Origin of the sequence: Williamsia sp. 1135 (genome assembly GCF_002095395.1) — a bacterium.
In the GTDB taxonomy this organism is placed as follows: Bacteria; Actinomycetota; Actinomycetes; order Mycobacteriales; family Mycobacteriaceae; genus Williamsia.
This window is the reverse complement of sequence record NZ_MJEI01000062.1, coordinates 10,617-32,044: the sequence shown is the minus strand read 5'-3', so window position 1 is coordinate 32,044 and position 21,428 is coordinate 10,617. Positions and strand designations below refer to the sequence as shown.

The window sequence follows — 21,428 nt, the reverse complement described above, 5'->3', positions numbered from 1 at the left end:
CACGGCCTGCCGCTGCTGAGCGGCAGCACAACGCGGGTTCACTTCACCGCGAATCGAAAGACGGGTGGACGAAAAAAGGGTAGGGCGAACGTTCTCCACGCGGCACCCTGGCACCCGGAAGAGGTCGTCGAGATAGAAGGATTGCTGGTCACCTCGCTGGCCAGGACAGCCGTCGACCTGGCCCGCCAGGGCAACTTCCTGCAAGGGGTCTGCGCCTTCGACGGCGTGCTCCGGATGGGCGCGACGCGCGCTGAAGTGGAGTCGGTCCTTGATCGCAGCCGCGGTCGGGCGGGCGTCGCCAACGCAATTCGAGCGTTCGCGATTGCCGACGGCGACGCGGAGAGCATCGGTGAATCACTCTCGCGCGCGTTGATGCACACCTTCGGCGACATCCCGAGACCCCGATTACAACATGAGTTTTTCGACGCGAAAGGCGCCTTCGTTGCACGCACCGACTTTGACTGGGATGGCGTGGTTGTCGGTGAGTTCGACGGATACGCCAAGTACATCCGCTACCTGAAACCTGGCGAGACCATTGCCGACGCGTATGAACGTGAGAAGAAGCGCGAGCAAAAACTCGCTCGGCTCGGCGTCATCGTCATCCGCTGGTGCTGGGACGACCTCATGCATCCGCAGCGTTTCCGCATCATGTTGCGCGAAGCCCTCGGTAACGCCGGCATCCTCACCCCCCGACCCGCCTAATCCGCTCCACTTCCAGAAACACGCTCCACTTCCAGCACCCTGAAACCGGAGCAGATCCCCAGAAGCGGAGCAGATTCGACGGCGTCAGGCCAACAGGTTCGCCAAGGACCGACGCCGGCTCGCCGGTGGTGTCGCGTCCGTGCGGAACAACCGCAGCACCGTGGTGACCACCTCGCCGTCGGCGACACTCAACACATCAGCGAATTGCGCTGCCAGTGCCTCCAATTCGTCCACCCGATCCGGCGCGATCTGCGCCAGCTCCGAACGGCCGTCGGCGTAGAGGAAAACCGGGTTCATCGGATGCACTGCGAGGCCCATCATCTCGGCACGGATCCACAGCTCCTGCATCGTCTGGCCACCGCGCACGTAGTCCGCGGTGCTGCGCCCTTCCTGGGTCACCACCGCCAGCGCCGACGACGTCATGATGCGACCCTGGGCATCTGCGCCCAGTACCGATCCGGCCCCCCACGCGTTCAGGTGAGCCATCACGTCGGGCCTGCGCAGCAGCACCATCAGGGGTGCTTGTTGCGGCAGCAACGCCAGGTCGTCGACATCGATACCGGTGTCGGAGTGCACATCTGATGGATCGATGATCTCGGCCATCATCTCGGCGTGCAGCGCGGGGGTCAGGTACCGGAGTCGTTCGGCGGCCCCGGCGACGGCTGCAAATCCGGCGAGGGCACGGCGCTCGGTGATCAACCGGACACCCGTGCCGACAGATCCGCCGGACGACAACGCCGCGACCACACCCGCATCGATTTCGCTGCCATCCCCGAACGCTCTGTTGGTGCGACGGTCGAGGATGGGATGAACGCTCGCACCGGTTTCGGCGATGTCGCCGAAGTCGACCCGCACCTGGACGTCGTCGCCGTTCCCGACGATGCCTGCCTTGCCGTACACCCCGACGGCTGCGGCTGCGGCAGTCAGGTTGTGTAGCACTGCACCAAGACTCACGGCTGACGCCCGGCGTTCGACATCGGCGCTCGACGTCGGCGACGCGTCCAGCCGTACGGTCACTCCGTCGTCGTCGGACGAGAATCGCCACGGTTGTGTATTACCGGCGGACGGCGCACGCAATCCCGCGAACAGCACCGCATCACGGGCGGCGAGACCGTCGATGATGGTGTGGACATCCGCCGGAACACGTTCGGGCACAATCTCGTCGACAACCGGCGACTCCAGGCCTTCGAGAATCGAATCGAGATCCACGCGCACCCGGCCGGAGGGGAGGTCCTCGCCCCGGACGATCCGGCGCACCGCCGCAGCGACCGTCGCACCACCGAGAGCCACGTCGCCGCCGAGCTGCGGCCAGGCAGACAGGGTTCGGCCCATCTCGAGCGCCGACGCCGCCATGCGAGCAGTCAGCCGTGCCCCATCGAGGATCTTCAACGCGAACGGCGCCTTCTGCTCGGTGGTGAGTCCGGCGAGGGCCTCGGCGTCGAAATCGCCGAGCAGGCCGTGGAACAGCGGCCGGTCGGGTTCGAGGTCGAAACGTTCGACGTCGAGCACGCCGCCGTCGCTGGTTTCCATGATCACCGGAATCCCCAGCGCCCTCGCCCGATCCCGCACCAGCACCTTGGCGTCGAAGGAGTCGCACTCTTCGATCACCACATCGAGCCCGTCGAGAAACGCATCGATCGTCGCTGCCTCGGCGCCGCCCTGATGCACCTGCACATCGAGGTAGGGGTCGAGTTCGGCGATCCGTCGGGCCGCGACCACGGCCTTGTTCACCCCGATGTCGAACACCGACCCCGGCACCCGGTTCAAGTTGGTCAGTTCGATCTCATCGAAATCGGTGAGTCGCAACTGCCCGCAGAGACCTTCCAGGGCGAGGGTGTGTGCGACCGCGTGACCGACACTCAGACCGACGACACCGATCCGGAGGGTGGCTGCGTGATCTTGCTCGCCGGCTGACAGCTTGTTTCGGTTCCGATCGAGCCGCAACCTTCGGTATGCGGCCTGGCCGAGTAGATGCACCGCTTTGCCGCGCCACGGGTAGAACACCCAGCGGCTGCCGTCGGCTTCCGGCCAGCCGTCCGGAGGCGGCATCAGCTTCCCTGCCGCCTCGGTCAACTCGGCGGTCAGATCGATGAAGTCGACCGCGCCATCGGCTCGGAGTTCATCCAGCCTGGGCTGGTCGTTCGAGGATCGCGGATCGAGAATCTCGACGGCCGCCCCTCCTGCCGGCGTGTGATCCTGCGCTGGCGCGGGCACGGCACCGCCTCCTCATCCGTCTTCTGCGTCGTTTCCTGGCCAAGTGGCCAGCTGTAGTGAGACGTTATACCGATGCAGTCGTCTCTTCAGAAATGGGGGAAACTGAAATGCGAAGCGTGAGAAAGTTCGCCAATCAAGGTTCGCAGCAAGCGAATACGCGAGATCTAATAAAAGAAAATCAGGGCTTAGCGATATCTCATAATTTTCAATGTTATGACGCCGCCCACGGCGGCGATGACATGTAGATGCCCCGCGAGCGACAATTGACCAGATGAACCTCGCGGTGAACCCGTTTCCTACGCCGAACTAAGTAGCGCCGCAAGCCATCACCCATCAACAATTGTTTTAAATGAATTGATGATGTAGCAATGCAAACCCCTCAAAACCAGGAGCCTCAGTGACTACAGACTATGTGAATGCCCACCGTTTCTCGCGCACCGACATCCCCGCGCGTGAAATCCAGACGCAGGTCCTGACTGTCAAGGGTTCGACGTCGCTGGTCGTCGCGACACCCTCGTCCGACCCGAGCCTGTGGCTCGATTACCTCGACGGCGCCCGCGCGTCGTATGCGTCGCACGGCGTCTCCATGGCCCTCGAATACGACACCGTCGTGCGTGGCGAGTGCACGTCGTTGTTCTACGCGGCAGTGGACGAGGACGGCGCCGTCATCGGCGGCGTCCGGGCGCAGGGTCCGTACGTCGACCCGCATCAGTCACACGCACTGCTGGAGTGGGCGGGACAGCCCGGCCTGGAACTTGTCACCGAGGCGATCCGGTCACGGTTGGATGAGGGCATCGTCGAGATGAAGACCGCCTGGGCCGCCGACGGTCCCGCCGCACCGACCGTCGCCGGCATGCTCGCACGTCTGGCAATTCCCACCTTCACACTGATGGGCACGCGGTACATCATGGCGACGGCCGCCGATCACGTACTGCGCCGCTGGGAATCGGCCGGCGGTCGCGTGGCCGAGGACATCCCCGCCTCGCCGTACCCCGATAACCGCTACCGCACCAGCCTGATGTGGTGGGACCGGGAAACTCTGGCCGCCGACGCCGACCCGGCGGTGTACGCACAGATGGTGGCCACCTCTGCGCCGCTGACCACAAACCGTCAGAGTCTGTTCTCGCCGTCGCGCGCGGGAGCCGCCTGATCTCTGTCGTTGAACCGACGCATCAGTGCCAACACGCCGACGTTGCGGGTCGTGTCCACGATCCTGACGGTCGGCTCAGATGGTGGCCCTGGGGTCCATTGGATCGCCGGGGCCACCATGGACACCACTCTGTTGCGGCCACCGTTCTTCGCGTAGTAGACGCTCTGGTCGGCCATTCGGGTGAGGGAATCGATGACCTTGTCGATATTCGGTGTTCCGTCGGAGGCTTTTCCCAACGGCGCTTGCACGGCGCCGACACTGATCGTGACAGGACATTGCTCCGCGACGGCCAAACGAATGTTTTCGGCTAGCTGGAAGAATTCTTCTCGATTGTCGGAGGCGTACATCACGACGAACTCTTCGCCGCCGAATCGGCTGAGGAGAGCATAGGGCGGCGCCGCGCTCTCGATCTTCGCGACAGCGTCCACCAACACCGCGTCCCCGGCTGCATGGCCGAGGGCATCATTGACGTTCTTGAAATCGTCTATGTCGATCATCATGAAGCCCACGCACTTTCCGTGCGCGACGATCCATTCCAGGAGACGACTGCTGCTGTTGAGGAATCCACGCCGGTTGAGGATTCCAGTGAGCGGATCGGTGTCACCCAGTTTCGCCACGCGCGACAGCGCGAAGTCGAGCGATCGGCGTAGTGCACCAACCATGAAAACCGGTACCAGGACGGTGGTCACCGAGGCACCACCGGCAACCATCGCAGCGACCCACGACGTGGCATTGAGAGTCGACAGGAACACGGCGAGGCCCATGGCGAACACCGCGAACGAGATGGTCACCCGAAGCGAAGAGGCCATCGCCGCGATCGCGGGAATGGCCGCCAGCAGAGCGACAATTGCTCGCGATACGGCCGGATCTGTCACGAGATAGGCGGCCCAGGCGACTCCGACCATTCCGCCGAAACCGAGTATCGCGAATTGCCGATCGGTCAACCGCCCCACATAAAGTGTGATCGCGAATGTTATGGCCGAGAACAGCCAGATCACCGTGAGATACTTGAATCCTCCGGCGACGATGAGCGACGGCGCGATCAAAGCGAAGACCGGCAACCCGATTGCGCCGAAGGTGCTGATGAGTACGGCAGTCGAACGCGCGTCGAAGCGTCCGAAATACCTTGAACTCACTGTCGCAGCCTGTCCATTCCCGTGGAGAGAAGCCCGAACCCACCGCACATTTGTCGATGCCGAAGATGGGTTTGCACGATCGTATCCCGCGGCGGCTTCACGAAACTCGATGGTGCACCCAGCACGGGTCGCACGGCTCCATGCAGTGTAGACAGCCGGTGGGATCACGACCATGCGCAGAGAGCGCATTCGTATGTTGGAGGTATTCTCAAGGCGACCCAGCTCGTGTAATGGGAGCCCGACCCGGTGTCGGCTCCGCAGGTGGGCAGGAAGGTTGGGCATGGCGCTCCCCCCATCGTCGCCCGGGTCCGCCCGCGACGGAATCACGGAGATCCGCGCTTGCACCGCTCACCTCGACTTCGACTTCCTTGGCGTCTCGGTGGTGTGCCTCGACCCGACCGGTCTCCTCGCAGGCGCGGTCGGCTGGGATCCGTCAGAGAAGATGAGGCCTGCGGCCCACAGTGCGCTGGTCGAGATGCTCGGGCGCGCCTGCACGGTGTCGGTGGGACCCTACAACGACCTTCTCACCGTGGGTTTCGACGTCAGGGACATCGCACCGGAAACGGTGGAACGCTTGATCTCCGAGTGTCTGACGCGACAACTCAAAATCGACGGCGGCGGGTACTTCGTCCCGGCCTGCCAGGGTCTGGCCATCTCTTCGGTGGTCACCACCGCCACCGACGTGGCGGACCTCGTCCAGGCAGCGATCTCCGCGGTCCACTACGCGATCGTCGACGGCGACACGGTGGCGCACGCGACCCCTGACTCGATCGCCCGATTGCAGACCGAGGTGTCGAGGACCACCGAATTGTCGAACGCGGTCGGTACCGACTTCGCGCTCTATTACCAACCGATCATCGACATCACCACGATGAAGACCGTCGGTTACGAGTCGCTGCTGCGGTGGCAGGTGGCCGACGAGGTCCGCAAACCCCACGACTTCCTCGACGCTGCCGAGGCCACGTCGCTCATCGTCCCGATCGGCCGCTGGGGAGTGCAGGCGGCGCTGGAGCAGCTCGCGATCTGGCGGGCCGCATCCACGACCCCCGGCCTGTTCGTCTCGGTCAATTTCTCTGCCCGGCAGTTACAAGACCGGACGCTGCCCGAACTCGTTGCCGCAATCTTGGAGTCCACGGGTGTGCCCGCCGACGCACTGTGGGTCGAGGTCACCGAACGAGACCTCATCGAGGTCGGTTCGCCCGCATCGGCGACCCTCATCGAGCTCGACGCACTGGGGTGCACCGTCTGCGTCGACGACCTCGGCACCGGGTTCGCGGCGCTGCGGTACATGGTCGAGCAGCCGGTGCAGGTGGTGAAGATCGACCGTTCCCTGATCGCGAAGGTGGGCGCCGACGACAACACCATGCACAGCATCGTCAAGGCCGTCTGTGCTCTCTCCAGCTCACTCGGGATGGCGACCGTTGCCGAGGGTGTCGAAGACCCGGGCCAGATCGCGCATCTGCGAGAGCTCGGGTTCACCCACGGGCAGGGTTACCTGTTCGGGAAACCCGCGCCGGCCGACGAGATCACGATCGACGCGTCCTAGCCGCCGACGATGTCTTAGGCCTCTTCCAGCGTGTTCAGACCTTCCGTTGTGAGACCGAGTGCGTCCAGGCACACCTCGACCACGGACTCGCGGATGAGCCAGTGCATGGCCGGATGATCGCCAGAGGCACTCACCCGCACGTTCGGGCGTCGGCCACGACGTCCGAGTGCCTCTATCGCCCGAGGGCCACGGTTGAGGGTGAATCTCTCGTAATCCCAGGGCGAGAAGAGCAGATCAGGTGTTACCCCGCGCTTTGCGAGCGCAGCAAGCAATATTTTCGGGGCCTGCACCACGCCGGCGGCCCCCAGCAGGTTCACGACCGGGTACGGCATGTGGGCTCGCAGGAGAGGTCCGAACCTCTCGCGCAACTTCATCTGCAGTGCTGTCAGCCTGTTGTCGGGCCCCGTGGACTCGACCACCTCGGACACCGAGGGGCCGGCACCGATCGCAGACGCTTTCGTGGTGTCGAATGTTGTTGTGCGTAGTCGCCACATCAACGGATTGATCATCACGACCCGGGACTGGGCTCCCCGGGTTCCGAGGTGCGCAGCCAGCCATGACCCTGAGCACACGCCGGCGTGAACGACCCGTGACGGCACACCCACCGTCGCAAACTCGGTGACCGCTCGCGCCTGGCCGATCGATTCGGTTGTGTGCAGGGGCGAGAAGTCGTCGACCGGATCTACCGGTGACGTCTCCCCGACCCCGTATCGGTCATAGCGAACGGCCCGGCCACCTCGGCGCGCGACCAGCTCCGCGAGATCAGCCCACAGCCGTGCCGGCCCGGTGCGGATGTCGTTGGCGGTCGAATGGGCCACGAGTAACGGCGCGCTCGCAGGCCGCTCACTGTCGGGCTCGGTGATCCACACGATCGTCCCGTCGTCGAGGGTGTGAATGCTCTTTCTGATGGCGGGACCCGCCGGACTGTCCGGGAGTACAGCGTGGTTCGAGGGCGCGACGACCGCACTGCGGGTTTGGGCCCCGACGGTGGTATCGAGCCACTGCGCGATTCGCTCGATCACGGCGACAGGGAACTCGAAGTACACGGTGTGCGAGGCCACGAAAGGCGTTGGATCACCGATGGGGAACACCTCGGCACCCGCAGCTTCCAGCTCGGTCGCGAATCGTCCACTCACGTCGGTGTCGCGTATCCCGCACAGCAACGCCTTTGGTCCCTCGACGAGGGTCTGCGCGGTCAGGTGCATGCGAGCCAAGGCGTCGGCTGCGCTCTGGGCCAGCGAGGTGCCCACCAGATGCACCCGGGGATCATCGGCATCGACCATCCCGATCGACATATTGTGCAGCGCCATCTGTCCGCGGACGTAGTGGCGCCCCTTGGCCACTGGGTCCCACAGGACCAGGGCGTCGAGGGTCTGCAGGAGGTCCTGGTTCTGGCCGCCGAGCAGCGCCCCTGCTCGAAGCCCGACGAGGGACACGCTGTCGGTGTGCTCGCGCACGTAACTCACCGCACTGTCGATGCTGTCGAGCCAGCGTTGCGCTGCGTCCGGCGATTCTTGCGAGCCGGACGACTCGCCGGTGCAGGCATAGTCGAAGCGGAGAACGAGGAAACCGCTGCGTGCCAACACTTCGCCGAGGTACTTCATGCCCCTGGTGGTGTCGGCCTGCTCTTTACCCAGCGGCGGGCACATCACCACACCCCCACGCACCTGTGCGTCCGCGGGTAGGTGCACGACCCCGAACAAGGGAGCTGCTTTGGGCCCGAAATAGGTTGGCAATGACGTTGTTTCCGGCAGGTCGCTCACGCTTTATCCTTCGAGCACTGCGACGACCCGCGCGGGCCATCGGGCGACATCGAGACCATGGGTACGGAGCATGGCCAGCGCGATGCGTTCCATTCCGAAACCCACACAGGCACTGTGTGCCGGTTCGCCGTCGTCTGTCCGGATGTCGAAGGTGACCCCGAAATGGTCACGGTGACAGTTGCACGAGACGACCGCGGTCCCCTCGTCGAGGTCGTCGTACAAACGGACGACGAGTTCGGTTTTGAGACTCTCCTCGAGTTGGTTGGCAGCCAGCATTTTTCCGACCCGACCGAAAAACGGATCGTTCGCCGCGACCGGTTCGGCCGAGAGCCCCAGGTCTTCGAGGACCTGCAGACCACGCGGCACCCACGAATCCCGGTGCTGCTGGGCTTGTTCGGGCGTCCCGACTCGCACGAACTCGTGCATACGGAAGGCCTGCATCCGCGCCGGATCGATCGCCGGTTCATGCCGGAAGCAGTATCCGTAGATGTCCATCGTTGTGCCGCCCTGCGCCAGCGTGCCCGTCAGAGCGGAGTAGCTGGGATGGCACGCGGCCGACACGAGCATCGTGCCCGCCGGGGTGAGGTGGTGATCCCAGTCCAGGCCGGCGTCGCGATCACCGAGCAGTGCACGGTGCTTCTTGTTGTCGCCTTCGAATGTCGAGATGGCCCCGGTCAGATTCGGAAACGACGCGATGTAATCGGTCTTCTCGAATGAATCCCGCGGGAACACCGGCGGAAAACGCAGCCGCCGAATGCCCGTGCCGTGTGCCGCCGAACCGGCCCGTTGCACCACCCGGTCGATGCCGTCGATGAGGTCCTCGAACACCGCGCCGCGCCCGTAAAGCCCCGCGATTCCCGAGGGGACGAGCAGATCCGCGTCGATGAGTTGGTCACGAAATTCGCGACGCGCGTTCTCCAGCGCGGTGTGCTGTTCGGATTGGTCGATCGCTGTCATCATCGTCCCCTGTAGGCAAGTACCAATTGAGCATTGTTGGCGCGGATACGTTCGTTCGAAACCATGAGCTGCGGCCCAAAGGCGTCGCGGAGCAGTCGTCCCATCGACGCGACATGATCCTCCCGGTATGCGTTGATACCGGTCATGGCGAGCGCAGCGGACACGACGTCTACGACTGCCTGCGAGGCATTGAGTTTCAGGTTGTTCATCGCGATGGCGAATCCGACGGTGGTCTCCAGCTCCCCGGACGCGAGAAAGTCTTCGTACCGGCGGATCTCTTGGGCAACGGACGCCTCGAAGCGTTGATGGATGACGAGCAGGTCCGCAAACGCGGCGGTACGGTCCGTGGCTCCCCCGCCGTTCCGTCTTGCCGCAGCGCGTACCTGAACCCTGGCCTTCGCGACCGCTGCGTCCGCGATCCCGAGCCAGACAGATGCCCACAGGGTGTGCGAGGACGGGAGCATGGTGTGCGACGAGATGGTCCCGTAGTCGACAGGCAGCACATTCGACGGCACCGTCCTGGCCCGCAACATGAACCCGGGGCTGCACGTCCCACGGAACCCGAGCACGTCCCAGGTGCCGGTCTTTTCGAGCTCGATGTCAGACCGCGGACAGACGATGAGCACCTGGTCGCTGGGCGGGCTGTCCGGACCGCGCCGCGCGGTGGCACAGATGTAGTCCGCGTACTCGCCGTAGGAGATGACCGGTGCGTTCTTCTCAAGCACCACCTCGGCCCCGTCCGGTATCACGGCACAACCGGATGACCGGACATCCCCGCCGGTGGAGATCTCGGTGGTCGCGGACGCCAGCAACGCCTCCTCGGCGGCGATCGACCGGGTCAGTTCTGCGATGTCGCCGTGCGCTCCGTGCCATCGCAACGACAGCGCTTGCGTGTGGTGCATGGCAAATACCATTGCCGCCGAACTACAGCCGGCGCCGAGAGCGCGGGCCATGGTCGCCAGATCCGAGATACTCGTCGATCGTCCGCCCAGTGCGGTCGGCAGGGAGCAGGAGAGAAGGCCGTTGTCCCGCATGGCCGCAACGGCTTCATGCGGAAAACGAGCGTCACGATCAACTTCGTGCGCGGCTGCGGCCGCAACAATGACGACTTTCTCGTAGTCGAGCTCGGCACCGGTCGAACCGGCACGAATGGATTCGGTCACGATGTGGTCCTGTCCCATTGTCGGCGCACGTAATCGCCTTGGTACCCGCCAAAACTGCGACAGGTCAAATCCCCCCGGAGATACTGTAATCTACGAGACTCGGGGGTAAGAAGCACTATCAACATCGTCGACTCAATCGTTTTGCGGAGTGCAGGTCCTGTCTCGTGCGGACGATTCACGAGAGGGACTGCAGTGGAAGAGCGTATTCGCGAAGTTCTTGCGAACCATGGCCGGTTGTCAGTCGACCCACAATCGGTCACCTCCGAGGCCGATTTGTACGAATTGGGATTGACCTCGCACGCCAGTGTCAATGTGATGCTTGCCCTCGAAGACGAGTTCGATGTCGAGTTCCCCGACGAGGACTTGAAGAAGGCCACTTTCTCGTCCGTCCAGAGTCTTGCAACGGTGGTGAACAAACTCCTGGACGGTGTTGCGTGAACACCGGCGCCGCACCTCTGATCATCTCGGCCGACGGTCCCGGCCCACATCCGGTCCATGACGGAGACCGCATCTGGCCGGAGACCAACTGCTACATCGACCTCTGGGCCGAGTTGCTCCACGCCCTCGGCCGCGACCCGGTTCCGGCGTTCGCCTGCGCCCTCTCCGCCGACCACGACGGCGGCCAGTGGACCTTTCTGAAGGTGACCCAGGAGGATCTCCGCCGTCTGTACGGCCTGGAGGTCACCGAGGAGAACGTCTGGATGTCGTTGGTGGACACAGTCGAAAGCGGTCCGGGGCGGCAGTTGCTGCACACCGTCGAGGTCGACAGCTGGTGGCTCCCGGACACCGCGGGCACCGATTATCACCGCAACCACGTCAAGACGACCATCGTGCCGGTCCGGTTCGACCGAGAGCAGCGGCAGCTCACCTATATCCACAACTCCGGGACCCACTCACTGGCCGGTGACGACTTCGCGGGCATCTTCGGCCTGGGCGACAGTCCGCGGCCTGGGCTGTTGCCCTACGTCGAGCAGATCCGCTGGTTTCCCGATCGGCAAGAGCCCGATGCATTGTTACCGATTGTCCGAGAACACCTCTCACGGCGCGCTCCGGGCAATCCGATCGATCGGCTCGCGGGCGACGTCCGCTCCGCGGTCGGCTGGCTGCCGGCCGCCGGAATGGAGACCTTCCATCTGTGGGCGTTTGCGACGCTTCGGCAATGTGGCGCGACCGCCGAGCTCGCCGCCGACCTCAGTTCCCATCTCGGCGCCGATCTGGCACCGGGGGCGGCGAACGCAGCGCCGTGTTTCCTCGACGTCGCCCGAGGCGCGAAAGCCGTTCAATTCAAGATGGCTCGAGCCGCCCGCGGCCGGACTGTCGAGGTCGACGACCTGCTCATGGCGATGGGCCGGGCCTGGACGCGTGGGGTCGACATCGTGGCCGAGTCCGTCGCGATATGACGACTGTCGCCGGCTGGCGGCTCGTCGGCACCGAGCCCGGCGCCGCGACGACGCCCGGCGAACTCGGCGCACGGTGGGACGACGCGGCACAGATCGGCGAGGCCACCACCGTCGGGGCGATACGGGGCTCGGACGAGGCGATCGACGCGCGGGACTGGTGGTTTCAGACCTCTCTCTCGTCGTCCACCCCCAGGACCATCGCGTTCGACGGCGTGACCGCACCCGCCACCGTGTTCATCGACGGTCAACCCGTCGCCGCGGTGGAGTCGATGTTCCTGCCGGTGCTGGTCCACGTGCCCGCCGGCCGGCATCAGCTGTCGGTCCACCTCCCTTCGCTCGACCGAGCTCTCGCGAAACGTCGACCCCGCGGCCGCTGGCGCTCATCGCTCATCGCGGCGCAGGGCATGCGATGGGTGCGCACCTCCCTGATCGGGCGGGCACCCATCTACCAGGGACCACCAGCCCCGGTCGGGTTCTGGCGCCCAGTGCGTTTCGTACCCGAGTCGGCACCCCGGGAGATGGTCGTACGCCCCGCGGCAGCGAGCGGGCGGGTCGACATCGCCGGCGTGTTACCCCCCGACACTCCGGTCAGCGTGGCCATCTCGTACCGAGGTCGGGAGGTCACCCGGGCGTCGGTTCACGCCGATGCGACCGGGCGCTACCGCGTCGCGGTGACGGTGCCCGACCCACACCTGTGGTGGCCACGCGGCTACGGCGAGCAATCGCTGTACACGGTGACCACCCTGGTGGACGAGGCTGCAGTTGATCAACGCACCTTCGGCTTTCGCACCGTCACGGCCACCACCTCCGACGGTGGCTTCGGCATCCGTGTCAACGACGTGGCGATCTTCGCCCGCGGTGCTGTCTGGATGGACCCGGTGCAGGACGCAGCCTCCCCCGTGACCGATGCTCTGCGCAGGCAACTAGGACACCTCGCTGCCGCGGGCGCGAACATGATCCGGATCCCTGGGGGCACCACCTACGCCGGTCCCGACTTGTGGGCGCTGTGCGCCGAACACGGAATCCTGGTGTGGCAGGACGTGATGCAGGCGACATTCGATCCCCCGGAGGAGGTCTGCGACCTCCTCGTCAGGGAGCTGCAGGACGTGCTGCGAACGGTGTCGGGAAACCCTGCACTTGCTGTGGTCAGCGGCGGGAACGAGACGATCCAACAACCCGAGATGCTCGGTCTGGACCCGGCGCAACGGTGGATCGAACTGTTGCACACCGTCTTGCCGACGGTGGTGGCCGACGAGGCGGACGTACCCTACGTTCCTGCCAGCCCCTCGGCTCCCGCCGGATCCGATGATCTGGCGATCAGGCCGGATTCCGGTGTCAGTCATTGGTTCGGGGTCGGCGGATACCTTCGTCCGTTACTTGACGTGCGACATGCGGGCGTCCGGTTCGCCGCGGAGTGCCTGGCGTTTGCGATCCCGCCATCGCCGGCCGCCGTCGACCGCCACTTCTCCGGCGCGCAGGTGGCCGGGCATGCGCCCGACTGGAAGACCGGGGTCCCCAGAGACCGCGGATCGTCCTGGGATTTCGAGGACGTTCGCGACCATTACGTGTCGGAAGTCTTCGCGGTCAATCCTTTTCTGGTTCGCAGGCTCGACCCTGACCGCTATCTGCAGCTCGGTCGTGCGGCGATCGCCGAGGCGATGATCGCCTGCTACTCCTGGTGGCGTCGGGAGGATTCACGCTGCGACGGGGCGTTGGTGCTCTCGGCCCGGGATCTACGCCCGGGACCCGGGTGGGGTCTACTCGACGTGGACGGCGATCCGAAGGCCCCACTCGATGCGCTGTCCAGGGTGTGGGCCCCCATCGCTGTGACCGCGACGTCCCAGGGCCTGTCGGGTGTCCGCATCGACGTCTACAACGACGGCCCGACTCCCTTGGCGGGCACGCTCGCGTTGATCGCGACCAACTCATCGGGACACCGCGTCGCCGACGCCGACACTGCCGTGGTCGTCGAGCCGCACTCGTCGGTCACGTTCCACGACGCTGATCTGACAGGTCGATTCACCGATCTGTCCCACGCCTACGGCTTCGGGACCGCGGTCGCCGATGCCGTCGAGGTCTCCCTCCGCATGGACGGCGACGTCGTGGCGCGCGACGTCCTGGTCGTGACGCCGAGGCCGGAGCAGGCCCGTACCGACCTCACCGCCGCCGCGCATCAGGTCGCGGGCGATTGGTATCTGACGCTGCAGACATCGGTGTGCCTGCGCTATGTGGAGATCACTCTGGCGGGCTGGCGACCGTCCGACAACTTCTTCCATCTCGCCGGAGGGTCGGCGTACGTCGTCCGGCTGGTGCCACACGATGGTGCCCGCGAGCAGCCGTCGGGCACAGTGGCTTCGATCGACCATCACCTGCCCATCCGGGTTGTGGTGGACGACCGAGAACGTGAGTCGTGATGATCCCCGCCGACGCGCACCTGTCGCTCACACCGCCGCCCGGCACCCGCATCGGTTGCGATGTGGTGGCCATTTCCGACATCCGTGACTCCGTGTCGGCGTTCGGTTCACGCTTTCTGCAACGTGTCTTCACCGAGAACGAACTCCAGGACTGCGCAGGCAGTATCGAACGTATGGCTGCACGGTTCGCGGCGATGGAAGCAGTGGTCAAGACATTCGCCGACCCCGAGATGGCAACACCCCCGCGCGAGATCGAGGTGGTCTTGCGCCGTGGTGTGCCGTTCGTGAATCTGGCAGGTTCTGTCGCTGCGCGAGCCCGGGCGCTGGGCTGGCAGTTCGGGCAATTGTCGTTGTCACACACCGATTGTCACGCGATGGCGGTGATCATCGTTTCGGTCGACGAACCTGATCGGTCCCGAGGTAGTGGTCGAACAGCGCCGCCAGCTCACCGAGGGTGACAGCCAACTCGAACTCACGCTGAACCAGTTCTCTGCCTGCATCCGCCAAGCGGGTCGCCTCGCCGCCCCTGGCGATGGTGGCTTCGAGCGCCCGCCGCAGATCGTCGACATCGCCGGGCCGGGCAAGCGCCCCGGTCACCTCGTCCACGATGATCTCCGGGATGCCGGACAACGACGTCGACACGGTGGGCACCCCTGATGCCAACGCTTCCATCAGCGCGACCGGGAGCCCTTCCATCTGGCCGTCCGCGGCCACGACGCTCGGCAGCACGAACACATCGGTGGACGCGAGCTTCTCGGCGACAAAGACTTCGGTGCGAGCACCGAGGAATCGAACCCGTTCCCCGAGACCGAGGTCGCGGGCGAGTTCGGTGAGGGACTCACGGAGCGGTCCGTCGCCGATCAGGTCGAGTTCGATGCGATCGACACCCGTTCCACCGGCTGCCAGCGCCCGCAGCAGGATCTCGTGCCCCTTGTATTCCTGCAGAGATGCCACGCAGAGAACCCTCACGGGCCCCGCCGCGGCCGGCTCCCGGGGACGGAACGGGTAATTGGAGGTCTCGATTCCGCAATGCACCACGTGCACAGCGGATTCTGCGTCGGTTCGCAGATTCAGCAACCGCCGGTTGTACTCCGAGATGGTCACCACGAACGTCGCCTCGGCCATCTTGCGAGAGAGCATGGACTGATCGACATACAGATCATGCGCATGGGCGGTGAAGCTGTAGGTGACGCCGATCAATCGGTGGCAGACCCAGGCTGCGAGAGCCGGATACGTGGCGTAGTGCGCGTGGATGTGGGCGTTCGGAGTCGTCCGCCCGATATCTCTCGCATGCGCGCAGGCGAGCACGACCGTCACCAGGGCTCGCGGAAGCAGCCGCGGAGATCGGAGGTGACCGGCGACGACCAGTGCCAGGACGGTCATCAGCGCCAGCGGATGGCGGCCGAGCGCCCAACCGAACGCGAGCAGGGCATCGACACCCGAGGGGCGCCGGACCCGGTCCGTCCACCGCCTGGACACCTCGTGCACGGCGGCGTCCGGAGAGGGAAAGAGCGACCGCAGGGAGATGTCGAAGCGACCCAGGCGCGACAGCGCATCCACCTCACGAACGATGAAAGTCTCTGAGGTACGCGGAAATCGTGATACCAGGTACACGATCTGCACCGGGCCCGCGCTCACCGCTTCTTGCCTGCGGCCTCGGCGTACAGGGCGTACAACCGCTCCGCCCAGGACGACGCCGAGAACTCGGAGCGCGCCCGGATGACCGCCGCCTCTCCGAGCGTTCGGCAACGCCCCGGGTCGGCGAGCAACTCGATGACCGTATCGGCCAGGGCCCGTGGATTGTTCGGTTCGAACAGCATGCCGGTCTCACCGTGTACGACGATGTCGGAGATACCCCCGGTGCGAGACGCTGCCACGACCCGGCCCGACGCGGCGGCCTCGATCAGCACGGTCGGCAGGTTCTCGCCGTGTATCGACGGCAGCAGCACGACGTCGGCCGCGCGGTAGACCTTCGGCATGTCCGACCGAACCCCGGCGAACACCACGTTCTGACCGACCCCGGCCGCGGCGACCTCCGCCCGCAACTCGGCTTCGGCGGATCCCCCGCCGACGAGCGAGAGGACTGCGTCCGGGAAGCGCTCAAGGACGAGCGGCCAGGCGCGGATCGCGCTGGGAATACCCTTGAAATCCCGGAATGCGGCGGGAAGGACCACCAAAGGTCCCTCTGTACCGCCCAATTCCGCGCGGACCTCTGCATCTGCCGGCCCCGGTACGAAGTTGCCGATGTCGATCCCGTTGTGCATCACGTCCCAATTGCTCGGCAGACCCTTGGGCCGATAGATCTCCTGGAACGAGTCGCGAGAGGCCTGCGAGACGAACAGCGCGCGGTAGGCGTGGCCGGCAGCGGCGACGGCGAGACGCTCACGTGCGCCCTCGCGGCCCGTCAGTGGGCGCGCGACGTGGTGAAACGTGCAGACCGCGGAACGGCCGGCGATGGCGGCAGCGGGAACGGCGAGCGTCGTCGCCATCTCCAGATGGGCGTGCACGACGTCGAAGTCCGCGCGACGGATCTCCCGCACCACCTTGGGAATCGCGGTGGGGTCGAGCAACCGTTTGATGCCCAGCGCCCGGGTGACCACCCCGGCCTCGGTCAGGATCTCGTTCGTCTTCGCGGCGTCCGCCGAGGCGTCGAGCACGCTGACGAACTCCATCTCGACATTGCTGTCCCGGAAGGCCACGGCGAGCGGCGCCAGTAGCGTCTCGGCGCCGCCCATCCGGAAGGCATCGATCAACAGCAGTACCCGGAGCGGTCGTGTCATCTGATGACTTGTAACCGTTTCCACGGAATCGCCGACATCCCGTCGTAGTCCCACCTGAATCCTGCCCTTTCGTAGACCTGGCCGATCGATCCTGCCGGGGCCCGGGTGTCGAGTTCGAAACTCATGCTGAGCGGCGATCCACCTATGTCGATGACGTAGGCGCCGTACTGTTGCAACGCCCGGGCGATTGTGCGTTCGCCCGGAGTCAGTTTGAGCGTGTTGAGGTTGAGCGTCGGGTCCAGGCGGAGCCGCGCACCTTCGGGCAGGCAGTCAGGACGCGTGGAATTGCCGTCCGTCTTCACCGCCGGGCTGCGGAATATTCGAGCACAGATGTTATCGCTCTGCACGACAAGCGCGTGCTGGATCGAGCCTCGTTCGATCTCTGCGATCCGGACGACACCACCGAGCCGCGATGCACCCGAGCCGGTGCTCGCGCCACCCCAGCCCGATCCGTTCAGCGGGTTGACGGCCCCGAAGGATGCTGTCCACCTTCCGCCGGAGTTCCGGGCCTGCCAGAACTCGTAGATCTTGTTGTCGCCCTGATCGACGACGACCATCGCGCCATCGCTGCCGCTGTGCGGTCTGGCGCCGTTCGGGATGGGAACCTGCTTGCCCGCGAACGGACATGGACCCCAGTATGTGATCGTGCAGTTCACCGTATAGCGCGGTGTCCGTCGGTCTGCACCGTAGATCGGGATACCGAACTCGACGGTCGACGCGTACACCTGGCCGTCCCTCGTGGCACGCGCAATCATTGCCTGGCTCGCCGGATCGATCTGGGCGTTGCTGGCGATGGTTGTGTTGAAGGGGCTGTTGCTTGCAAAGGGGTTGGCGAAAGTTGCTCCGGCGGAGGTGGTTTGACTTCGGAAGATGAAGGCTCCCGTGGCGATGGCCACTGCCGCGACCACCGTGAGTATCACCGCGATGTGCCATTTGGGATGGAGCCCGAACCACCAGGTCTTCTGAACTGTGTGTTTGCCCATGTCTGCCTCCGGGTTGGTCATGACACCCCCTCCAGTGACAATACGATCCGATCGGCCGCCACAGACCACGATTCGGTCAAAAATGATCGTCCGGTGCACCCCAGGCGCTCCGCGAGGTCAGGATCGGTGAGCAGGGTGACCATCGCCGCGGCCAATGCGGCGGCATCGCCCGCAGGCACCAACAGGCCTGTTTGCCCATCTCTGACGACGTCCGGCAGGTCCCCCACCGCAGAGGCGATGACCGGCCTCCCGAACGTGAATGCGAGGTGGGCGACGCCGCTCTGACTCGCCCGGATGTACGGCGTCACCACCACCCGTGCCGATTGCACGATGCCGGCGACATCGGCTTTTGCGACGTAACCCGCTCTGGCGTCGACATTCCCGATCTCCGCGGCCCGGCGCAACAGAGTTGCATGATCGATGTCGGCACCGACCGCCCCGGCGAGTACGAGTTCGGCGGCGGGCAATTGCCTGCGCACCAGAGCGAACGCGTCGAGCAGGACGTCGATGCCCTTGTACGTCGTCCACGTCCCGAAGAAGAGCGCCACCGGACCCGTGTCGGACACGGGCACAGCGTCATCGCCGGTCACCAGCAGACCTTCGTCCCCGTGTGGGATGACGACCACGTCGCCGCCGGGTTCGAAGTGCTCGAGCACCACGTCCCGGGTACGAGGTCCGAGCACGAAGGCCACGTCCATGCGCCGCCAGGCCGCAGCGAAGGCGGCGTCCACCAGCCGGCCCGACTTGGGCGTGCTCGTGTCGCGGGCGTCTGATCGCGGAAGCGGTTCGTGCGCAACGATTCCAAAAGTCGACTTACGGACCAGGTGGGTGATGAGCACCACGAACATGGGTTCAAAGGTGAATCGCCAATGCGACCAGAGCACCGCGCGGGGGCGGATGCGTAGCAACACCACTGCGAGGACGAGCCAGGCCACCATCAGCTGCCCGGCCCGCAAGCCGCGCCTTGCGAGTCGCAGCGGCTTCGAGAGCACCTCGGTGTCGGCGGGATGCCACGTCGGCAGCGACGACTTGATGGTGAAGCCGGGCTGGCTCGAGGTGAACTCGGGGCTCGGACCGGTGAGAAGGATGACGCGCTCACCCCGGCGGGCGAGAGCCTCGCCCAGCTGCACCGCGAATTGGAAGAGACCGCCTGACGGTGAGAACTCGACCAGGACGATGGGTCTGGTCATGGTGCGGTCCCCGCCCTTGTGCGCCGGCGGACGCCGGCAGACTCGCCCGCGAATCTGCGAATCGTCAGCCCGACGCCGACTGCAACTGCCGCGCCGATCAGCACCGCGACTGCTGTGGCCGGCCCGGAATGGGTTGGTTCGCTGGTCATCTGCAGACCGACGTCGACGATCGAGTAGTCGCTGTCGGCGTCGACCTCTCGGATCCGTTCGAGCGCGAGGTCCACATCGGCTCGCAGTCCCTCGCGCGCGGTGGCGGCGTCCGGGTCCGTTCGACTGATCGTCACCACCCCGCGAACAGGGTCGGCGGTGACCGTCGCCGACTGCTCGGCCGATCTCATGATCGCCGCATAAGTCGGCAGAACAGGTGAGCGCGAACGGATGTCGAGCGCATAGCCATACCCGTCGTCCGTTGAAGTTCCCGGCGGAAGCAACATGAGCTCCTGGGTCGCCGTGGTCTCGGTGGTTGTCGTGGACCACAGTACGGCTCCCGCGGCCAGCACACCGGCGACCGCCGCGGTGATCGTCACGGCGACGCCACGAGCGAATCCTCGCGTGGCCTCGGCCGTGAACGGTCCCCCGGCCGCGCCCATCGCCCCGGCAAGCGCGAGGATCAGCGCGAACGACCGGAAATAGGCGAGGTGCAGGAAGATGCTCGCCACCGACCAAGCGGCAACGGCCGCCACTGCAGCAGCCATCAGAACACGGTCGCGCACCGAGGGATTCGAATACAGCCGCAGGGCGAGGAGACCGACGATCCCGATGACCATCACCAGCCACCCGGTCAGCCCGACGATGCCCGATTCCGCAGCGAGCTGGGCATAGAGATTATGGGGGGCGTCGGTGGGGTGGACCACCGCGGTCTGGACGGTCCCCGCGTATTCCGGGACCTGCGTGTAGTAGGTGCCGGGTCCGAAGCCATAGATCGGCCGATCGTCGAACATCGCCCACGCGATCTCTTGGGCTGCTTTGCGGCCGAGGATCGACGGATCGATTCCGTAGTCGACGTTCTCCCCGAAGACGTCGTCGTAGAGCGCAGTGAGCCGGTTACCGATGCCGGGGACGAAGAACATCAATCCCATCAGCGGAAACGCGAGCAGACTCCACTTCCGGACGGTCGGGCCGCTCAACACAATCCAGACGATGAGGCCCGCCGCTGCCGCGACGAAGGTGCCCCGCGACTGGGTGAGATAGATGCCCGCGAGGAGCGCGAGCACAGACGCGCCCCACAGCGTGGCCGCACGGGTGTCTCGCGAGCGGACAGACCGGTGGATCAGAGCACACGCCAGCGGTAGCCCCATGACGAGATTCCGGCCCCAGAAGTTCGAATCAGGAAGTGGGCCACCGTATCGGAGCGTGGTGGTCAGTTCGCCCGAAGCCTCCGTGACCGTCGAGAAGCCGAAAAACGATGAACCCCCGGCAAAGACGAGCTCGTTCACCACAGCCAGCAGTGACAACACCGCAAGGGGAACGACGACGGCGACCGCAACCGTCCACGGCCGCGCGGTGAACTGAGCCAGCACGAATACGATCATCAAGAACACGCAGTCGAGCAGGATCCGCCTGATCGTCCAGATGGACTCCTGCAATTCCACGCTGCCCATGATCGCGACGGCCTGCGTCGCCAGGTACACGCAGATCAGGCCGGCGAAGACGACCGTCCAGCGATTCAGTCGTGCCCGCATACCGGGATCTCGCAGGGCGAGGGCGATCGTCAACAGCCCGAGCGCCAACGACGCCGGAAACACCGGCAACGACACATGTAGGGCGACAACACCCGCCAGGTTCACGGTCTCCGCGACGACGAGCAGCAGAAGCGTGACCAGCGGACGGCGCATCGCGTACACACCGAGCGCCACACCCACGGGCACGATCAGCAGCAGCGAGATCCGGGGACCGAGTTGTGTGATCGCAGCGATCAGCGCCAGTCCGGTTCCGATCAGGAACCAGGCGAGGTCGTTGGCCGCGAGAGCCGGCCCGGCCCTGGCGCTGCGTTCCTCGGCCGTTCTGATCTTAGTTGTCATCGCAGTTTT

At 65.4% G+C, this 21,428-nt stretch carries 17 protein-coding genes; 7 read left to right on the top strand and 10 right to left on the bottom strand.

What is annotated here, in order from left to right; all coding sequences use genetic code 11:
- Window positions 1-141 precede the first annotated feature (141 nt).
- A complete protein-coding gene (locus BFL43_RS29325; protein WP_240498045.1) occupies window positions 142-702 on the top strand; it encodes a hypothetical protein in 561 nt (186 codons plus the stop codon).
- 84 nt (window positions 703-786) lie between these two features.
- On the opposite strand, the gene BFL43_RS03775 is transcribed toward BFL43_RS29325, so the two are convergent.
- The gene (locus tag BFL43_RS03775) at window positions 787-2,916 is read right to left on the bottom strand and encodes an Rv1355c family protein (protein ID WP_143695069.1); all 2,130 of its coding nucleotides are present in this window, start codon (window positions 2,914-2,916) and stop codon (window positions 787-789) included.
- Window positions 2,917-3,313: 397 nt separating this feature from the next.
- On the opposite strand from BFL43_RS03775, the gene BFL43_RS03770 reads away from it, so the two are divergent.
- Window positions 3,314-4,066 carry a hypothetical protein gene (locus BFL43_RS03770; protein ID WP_084890912.1) on the top strand — a complete coding sequence of 251 codons (753 nt, stop codon included), beginning with the start codon at window positions 3,314-3,316 and terminating at the stop codon, window positions 4,064-4,066.
- Here the strand turns inward: BFL43_RS03770 and BFL43_RS03765 are convergent.
- Window positions 4,027-5,202: a GGDEF domain-containing protein gene (locus tag BFL43_RS03765; RefSeq protein WP_084890909.1), complete on the bottom strand. Its 1,176-nt coding sequence runs from the start codon at window positions 5,200-5,202 to the stop codon at window positions 4,027-4,029. The two genes, BFL43_RS03770 and BFL43_RS03765, sit on opposite strands and share 40 nt — an antisense overlap.
- A gap of 280 nt (window positions 5,203-5,482) precedes the next feature.
- Between BFL43_RS03765 and BFL43_RS03760 the strand changes: the two genes are divergently transcribed.
- On the top strand, window positions 5,483-6,748 hold the full coding sequence (locus BFL43_RS03760) for an EAL domain-containing protein (RefSeq protein ID WP_168176521.1): 1,266 nt from the start codon (window positions 5,483-5,485) through the stop codon (window positions 6,746-6,748).
- A gap of 14 nt (window positions 6,749-6,762) precedes the next feature.
- Here the strand turns inward: BFL43_RS03760 and BFL43_RS03755 are convergent, their stop codons facing one another.
- Genes BFL43_RS03755 through BFL43_RS03745 form a run of 3 tightly spaced genes read right to left on the bottom strand, consistent with a single transcriptional unit; the run spans window position 6,763 to window position 10,631 of the window.
- Window positions 6,763-8,511 carry a hypothetical protein gene (locus tag BFL43_RS03755; RefSeq protein ID WP_143695068.1) on the bottom strand — a complete coding sequence of 583 codons (1,749 nt, stop codon included), beginning with the start codon at window positions 8,509-8,511 and terminating at the stop codon, window positions 6,763-6,765.
- Between the two features lie 3 nt (window positions 8,512-8,514).
- Window positions 8,515-9,471 (bottom strand): amino acid--[acyl-carrier-protein] ligase, encoded by a 957-nt coding sequence (locus BFL43_RS03750; protein WP_084890903.1) that lies wholly within the window; start codon window positions 9,469-9,471, stop codon window positions 8,515-8,517.
- Window positions 9,468-10,631 carry an acyl-CoA dehydrogenase family protein gene (locus BFL43_RS03745; protein ID WP_240498044.1) on the bottom strand — a complete coding sequence of 388 codons (1,164 nt, stop codon included), beginning with the start codon at window positions 10,629-10,631 and terminating at the stop codon, window positions 9,468-9,470. Before BFL43_RS03745 ends, BFL43_RS03750 begins: the two co-directional genes overlap by 4 nt.
- A gap of 192 nt (window positions 10,632-10,823) precedes the next feature.
- On the opposite strand from BFL43_RS03745, the gene BFL43_RS03740 reads away from it, so the two are divergent.
- From BFL43_RS03740 to BFL43_RS03725, 4 genes are read left to right on the top strand one after another with little or no spacing between them, the layout of a single operon-like run.
- Window positions 10,824-11,069 carry an acyl carrier protein gene (locus BFL43_RS03740; RefSeq protein ID WP_084890899.1) on the top strand — a complete coding sequence of 82 codons (246 nt, stop codon included), beginning with the start codon at window positions 10,824-10,826 and terminating at the stop codon, window positions 11,067-11,069.
- On the top strand, window positions 11,066-12,031 hold the full coding sequence (locus BFL43_RS03735; RefSeq protein ID WP_084890897.1) for a DUF1839 family protein: 966 nt from the start codon (window positions 11,066-11,068) through the stop codon (window positions 12,029-12,031). Before BFL43_RS03740 ends, BFL43_RS03735 begins: the two co-directional genes overlap by 4 nt.
- Complete coding sequence (locus tag BFL43_RS03730) at window positions 12,028-14,445, top strand: hypothetical protein (RefSeq protein ID WP_084890895.1); 2,418 nt, start codon at window positions 12,028-12,030, stop codon at window positions 14,443-14,445. The genes BFL43_RS03735 and BFL43_RS03730 overlap by 4 nt, the downstream gene beginning before the upstream one ends.
- Window positions 14,445-14,903, top strand: a complete 459-nt coding sequence (locus BFL43_RS03725) for a holo-ACP synthase (RefSeq protein ID WP_084890893.1) — start codon at window positions 14,445-14,447, stop codon at window positions 14,901-14,903. Before BFL43_RS03730 ends, BFL43_RS03725 begins: the two co-directional genes overlap by 1 nt.
- Here the strand turns inward: BFL43_RS03725 and BFL43_RS03720 are convergent.
- The 5 genes from BFL43_RS03720 to BFL43_RS03700 are packed head-to-tail and all read right to left on the bottom strand — an operon-like array spanning window position 14,830 to window position 21,419.
- Window positions 14,830-16,083: a glycosyltransferase gene (locus BFL43_RS03720; RefSeq protein ID WP_240498042.1), complete on the bottom strand. Its 1,254-nt coding sequence runs from the start codon at window positions 16,081-16,083 to the stop codon at window positions 14,830-14,832. The genes BFL43_RS03725 and BFL43_RS03720 overlap by 74 nt on opposite strands.
- The gene (locus BFL43_RS03715) at window positions 16,080-17,225 is read right to left on the bottom strand and encodes a glycosyltransferase family 4 protein (protein ID WP_084890892.1); all 1,146 of its coding nucleotides are present in this window, start codon (window positions 17,223-17,225) and stop codon (window positions 16,080-16,082) included. Before BFL43_RS03715 ends, BFL43_RS03720 begins: the two co-directional genes overlap by 4 nt.
- Window positions 17,222-18,229: a hypothetical protein gene (locus BFL43_RS03710; RefSeq protein WP_240498041.1), complete on the bottom strand. Its 1,008-nt coding sequence runs from the start codon at window positions 18,227-18,229 to the stop codon at window positions 17,222-17,224. Before BFL43_RS03710 ends, BFL43_RS03715 begins: the two co-directional genes overlap by 4 nt.
- Window positions 18,226-19,398: a glycosyltransferase family 4 protein gene (locus tag BFL43_RS03705; protein ID WP_084890890.1), complete on the bottom strand. Its 1,173-nt coding sequence runs from the start codon at window positions 19,396-19,398 to the stop codon at window positions 18,226-18,228. Before BFL43_RS03705 ends, BFL43_RS03710 begins: the two co-directional genes overlap by 4 nt.
- The gene (locus BFL43_RS03700; RefSeq protein WP_084890888.1) at window positions 19,395-21,419 is read right to left on the bottom strand and encodes an O-antigen ligase family protein; all 2,025 of its coding nucleotides are present in this window, start codon (window positions 21,417-21,419) and stop codon (window positions 19,395-19,397) included. Before BFL43_RS03700 ends, BFL43_RS03705 begins: the two co-directional genes overlap by 4 nt.
- Window positions 21,420-21,428 lie beyond the last annotated feature (9 nt).

Bases quoted from the DNA above. Each gene is read 5' to 3' on its own strand.
- BFL43_RS03760 (WP_168176521.1), top strand. From the start codon at position 5,483: ATGGCGCTCCCCCCATCGTCGCCCGGGTCCGCCCGCGACGGAATCACG.
- BFL43_RS03750 (WP_084890903.1), bottom strand. From the start codon at position 9,471: ATGATGACAGCGATCGACCAATCCGAACAGCACACCGCGCTGGAGAAC.
- BFL43_RS03730 (WP_084890895.1), top strand. From the start codon at position 12,028: ATGACGACTGTCGCCGGCTGGCGGCTCGTCGGCACCGAGCCCGGCGCC.
- BFL43_RS03725 (WP_084890893.1), top strand. From the start codon at position 14,445: ATGATCCCCGCCGACGCGCACCTGTCGCTCACACCGCCGCCCGGCACC.
- BFL43_RS03715 (WP_084890892.1), bottom strand. From the start codon at position 17,225: ATGACACGACCGCTCCGGGTACTGCTGTTGATCGATGCCTTCCGGATG.
- BFL43_RS03710 (WP_240498041.1), bottom strand. From the start codon at position 18,229: ATGACCAACCCGGAGGCAGACATGGGCAAACACACAGTTCAGAAGACC.
- BFL43_RS03705 (WP_084890890.1), bottom strand. From the start codon at position 19,398: ATGACCAGACCCATCGTCCTGGTCGAGTTCTCACCGTCAGGCGGTCTC.
- BFL43_RS03700 (WP_084890888.1), bottom strand. From the start codon at position 21,419: ATGACAACTAAGATCAGAACGGCCGAGGAACGCAGCGCCAGGGCCGGG.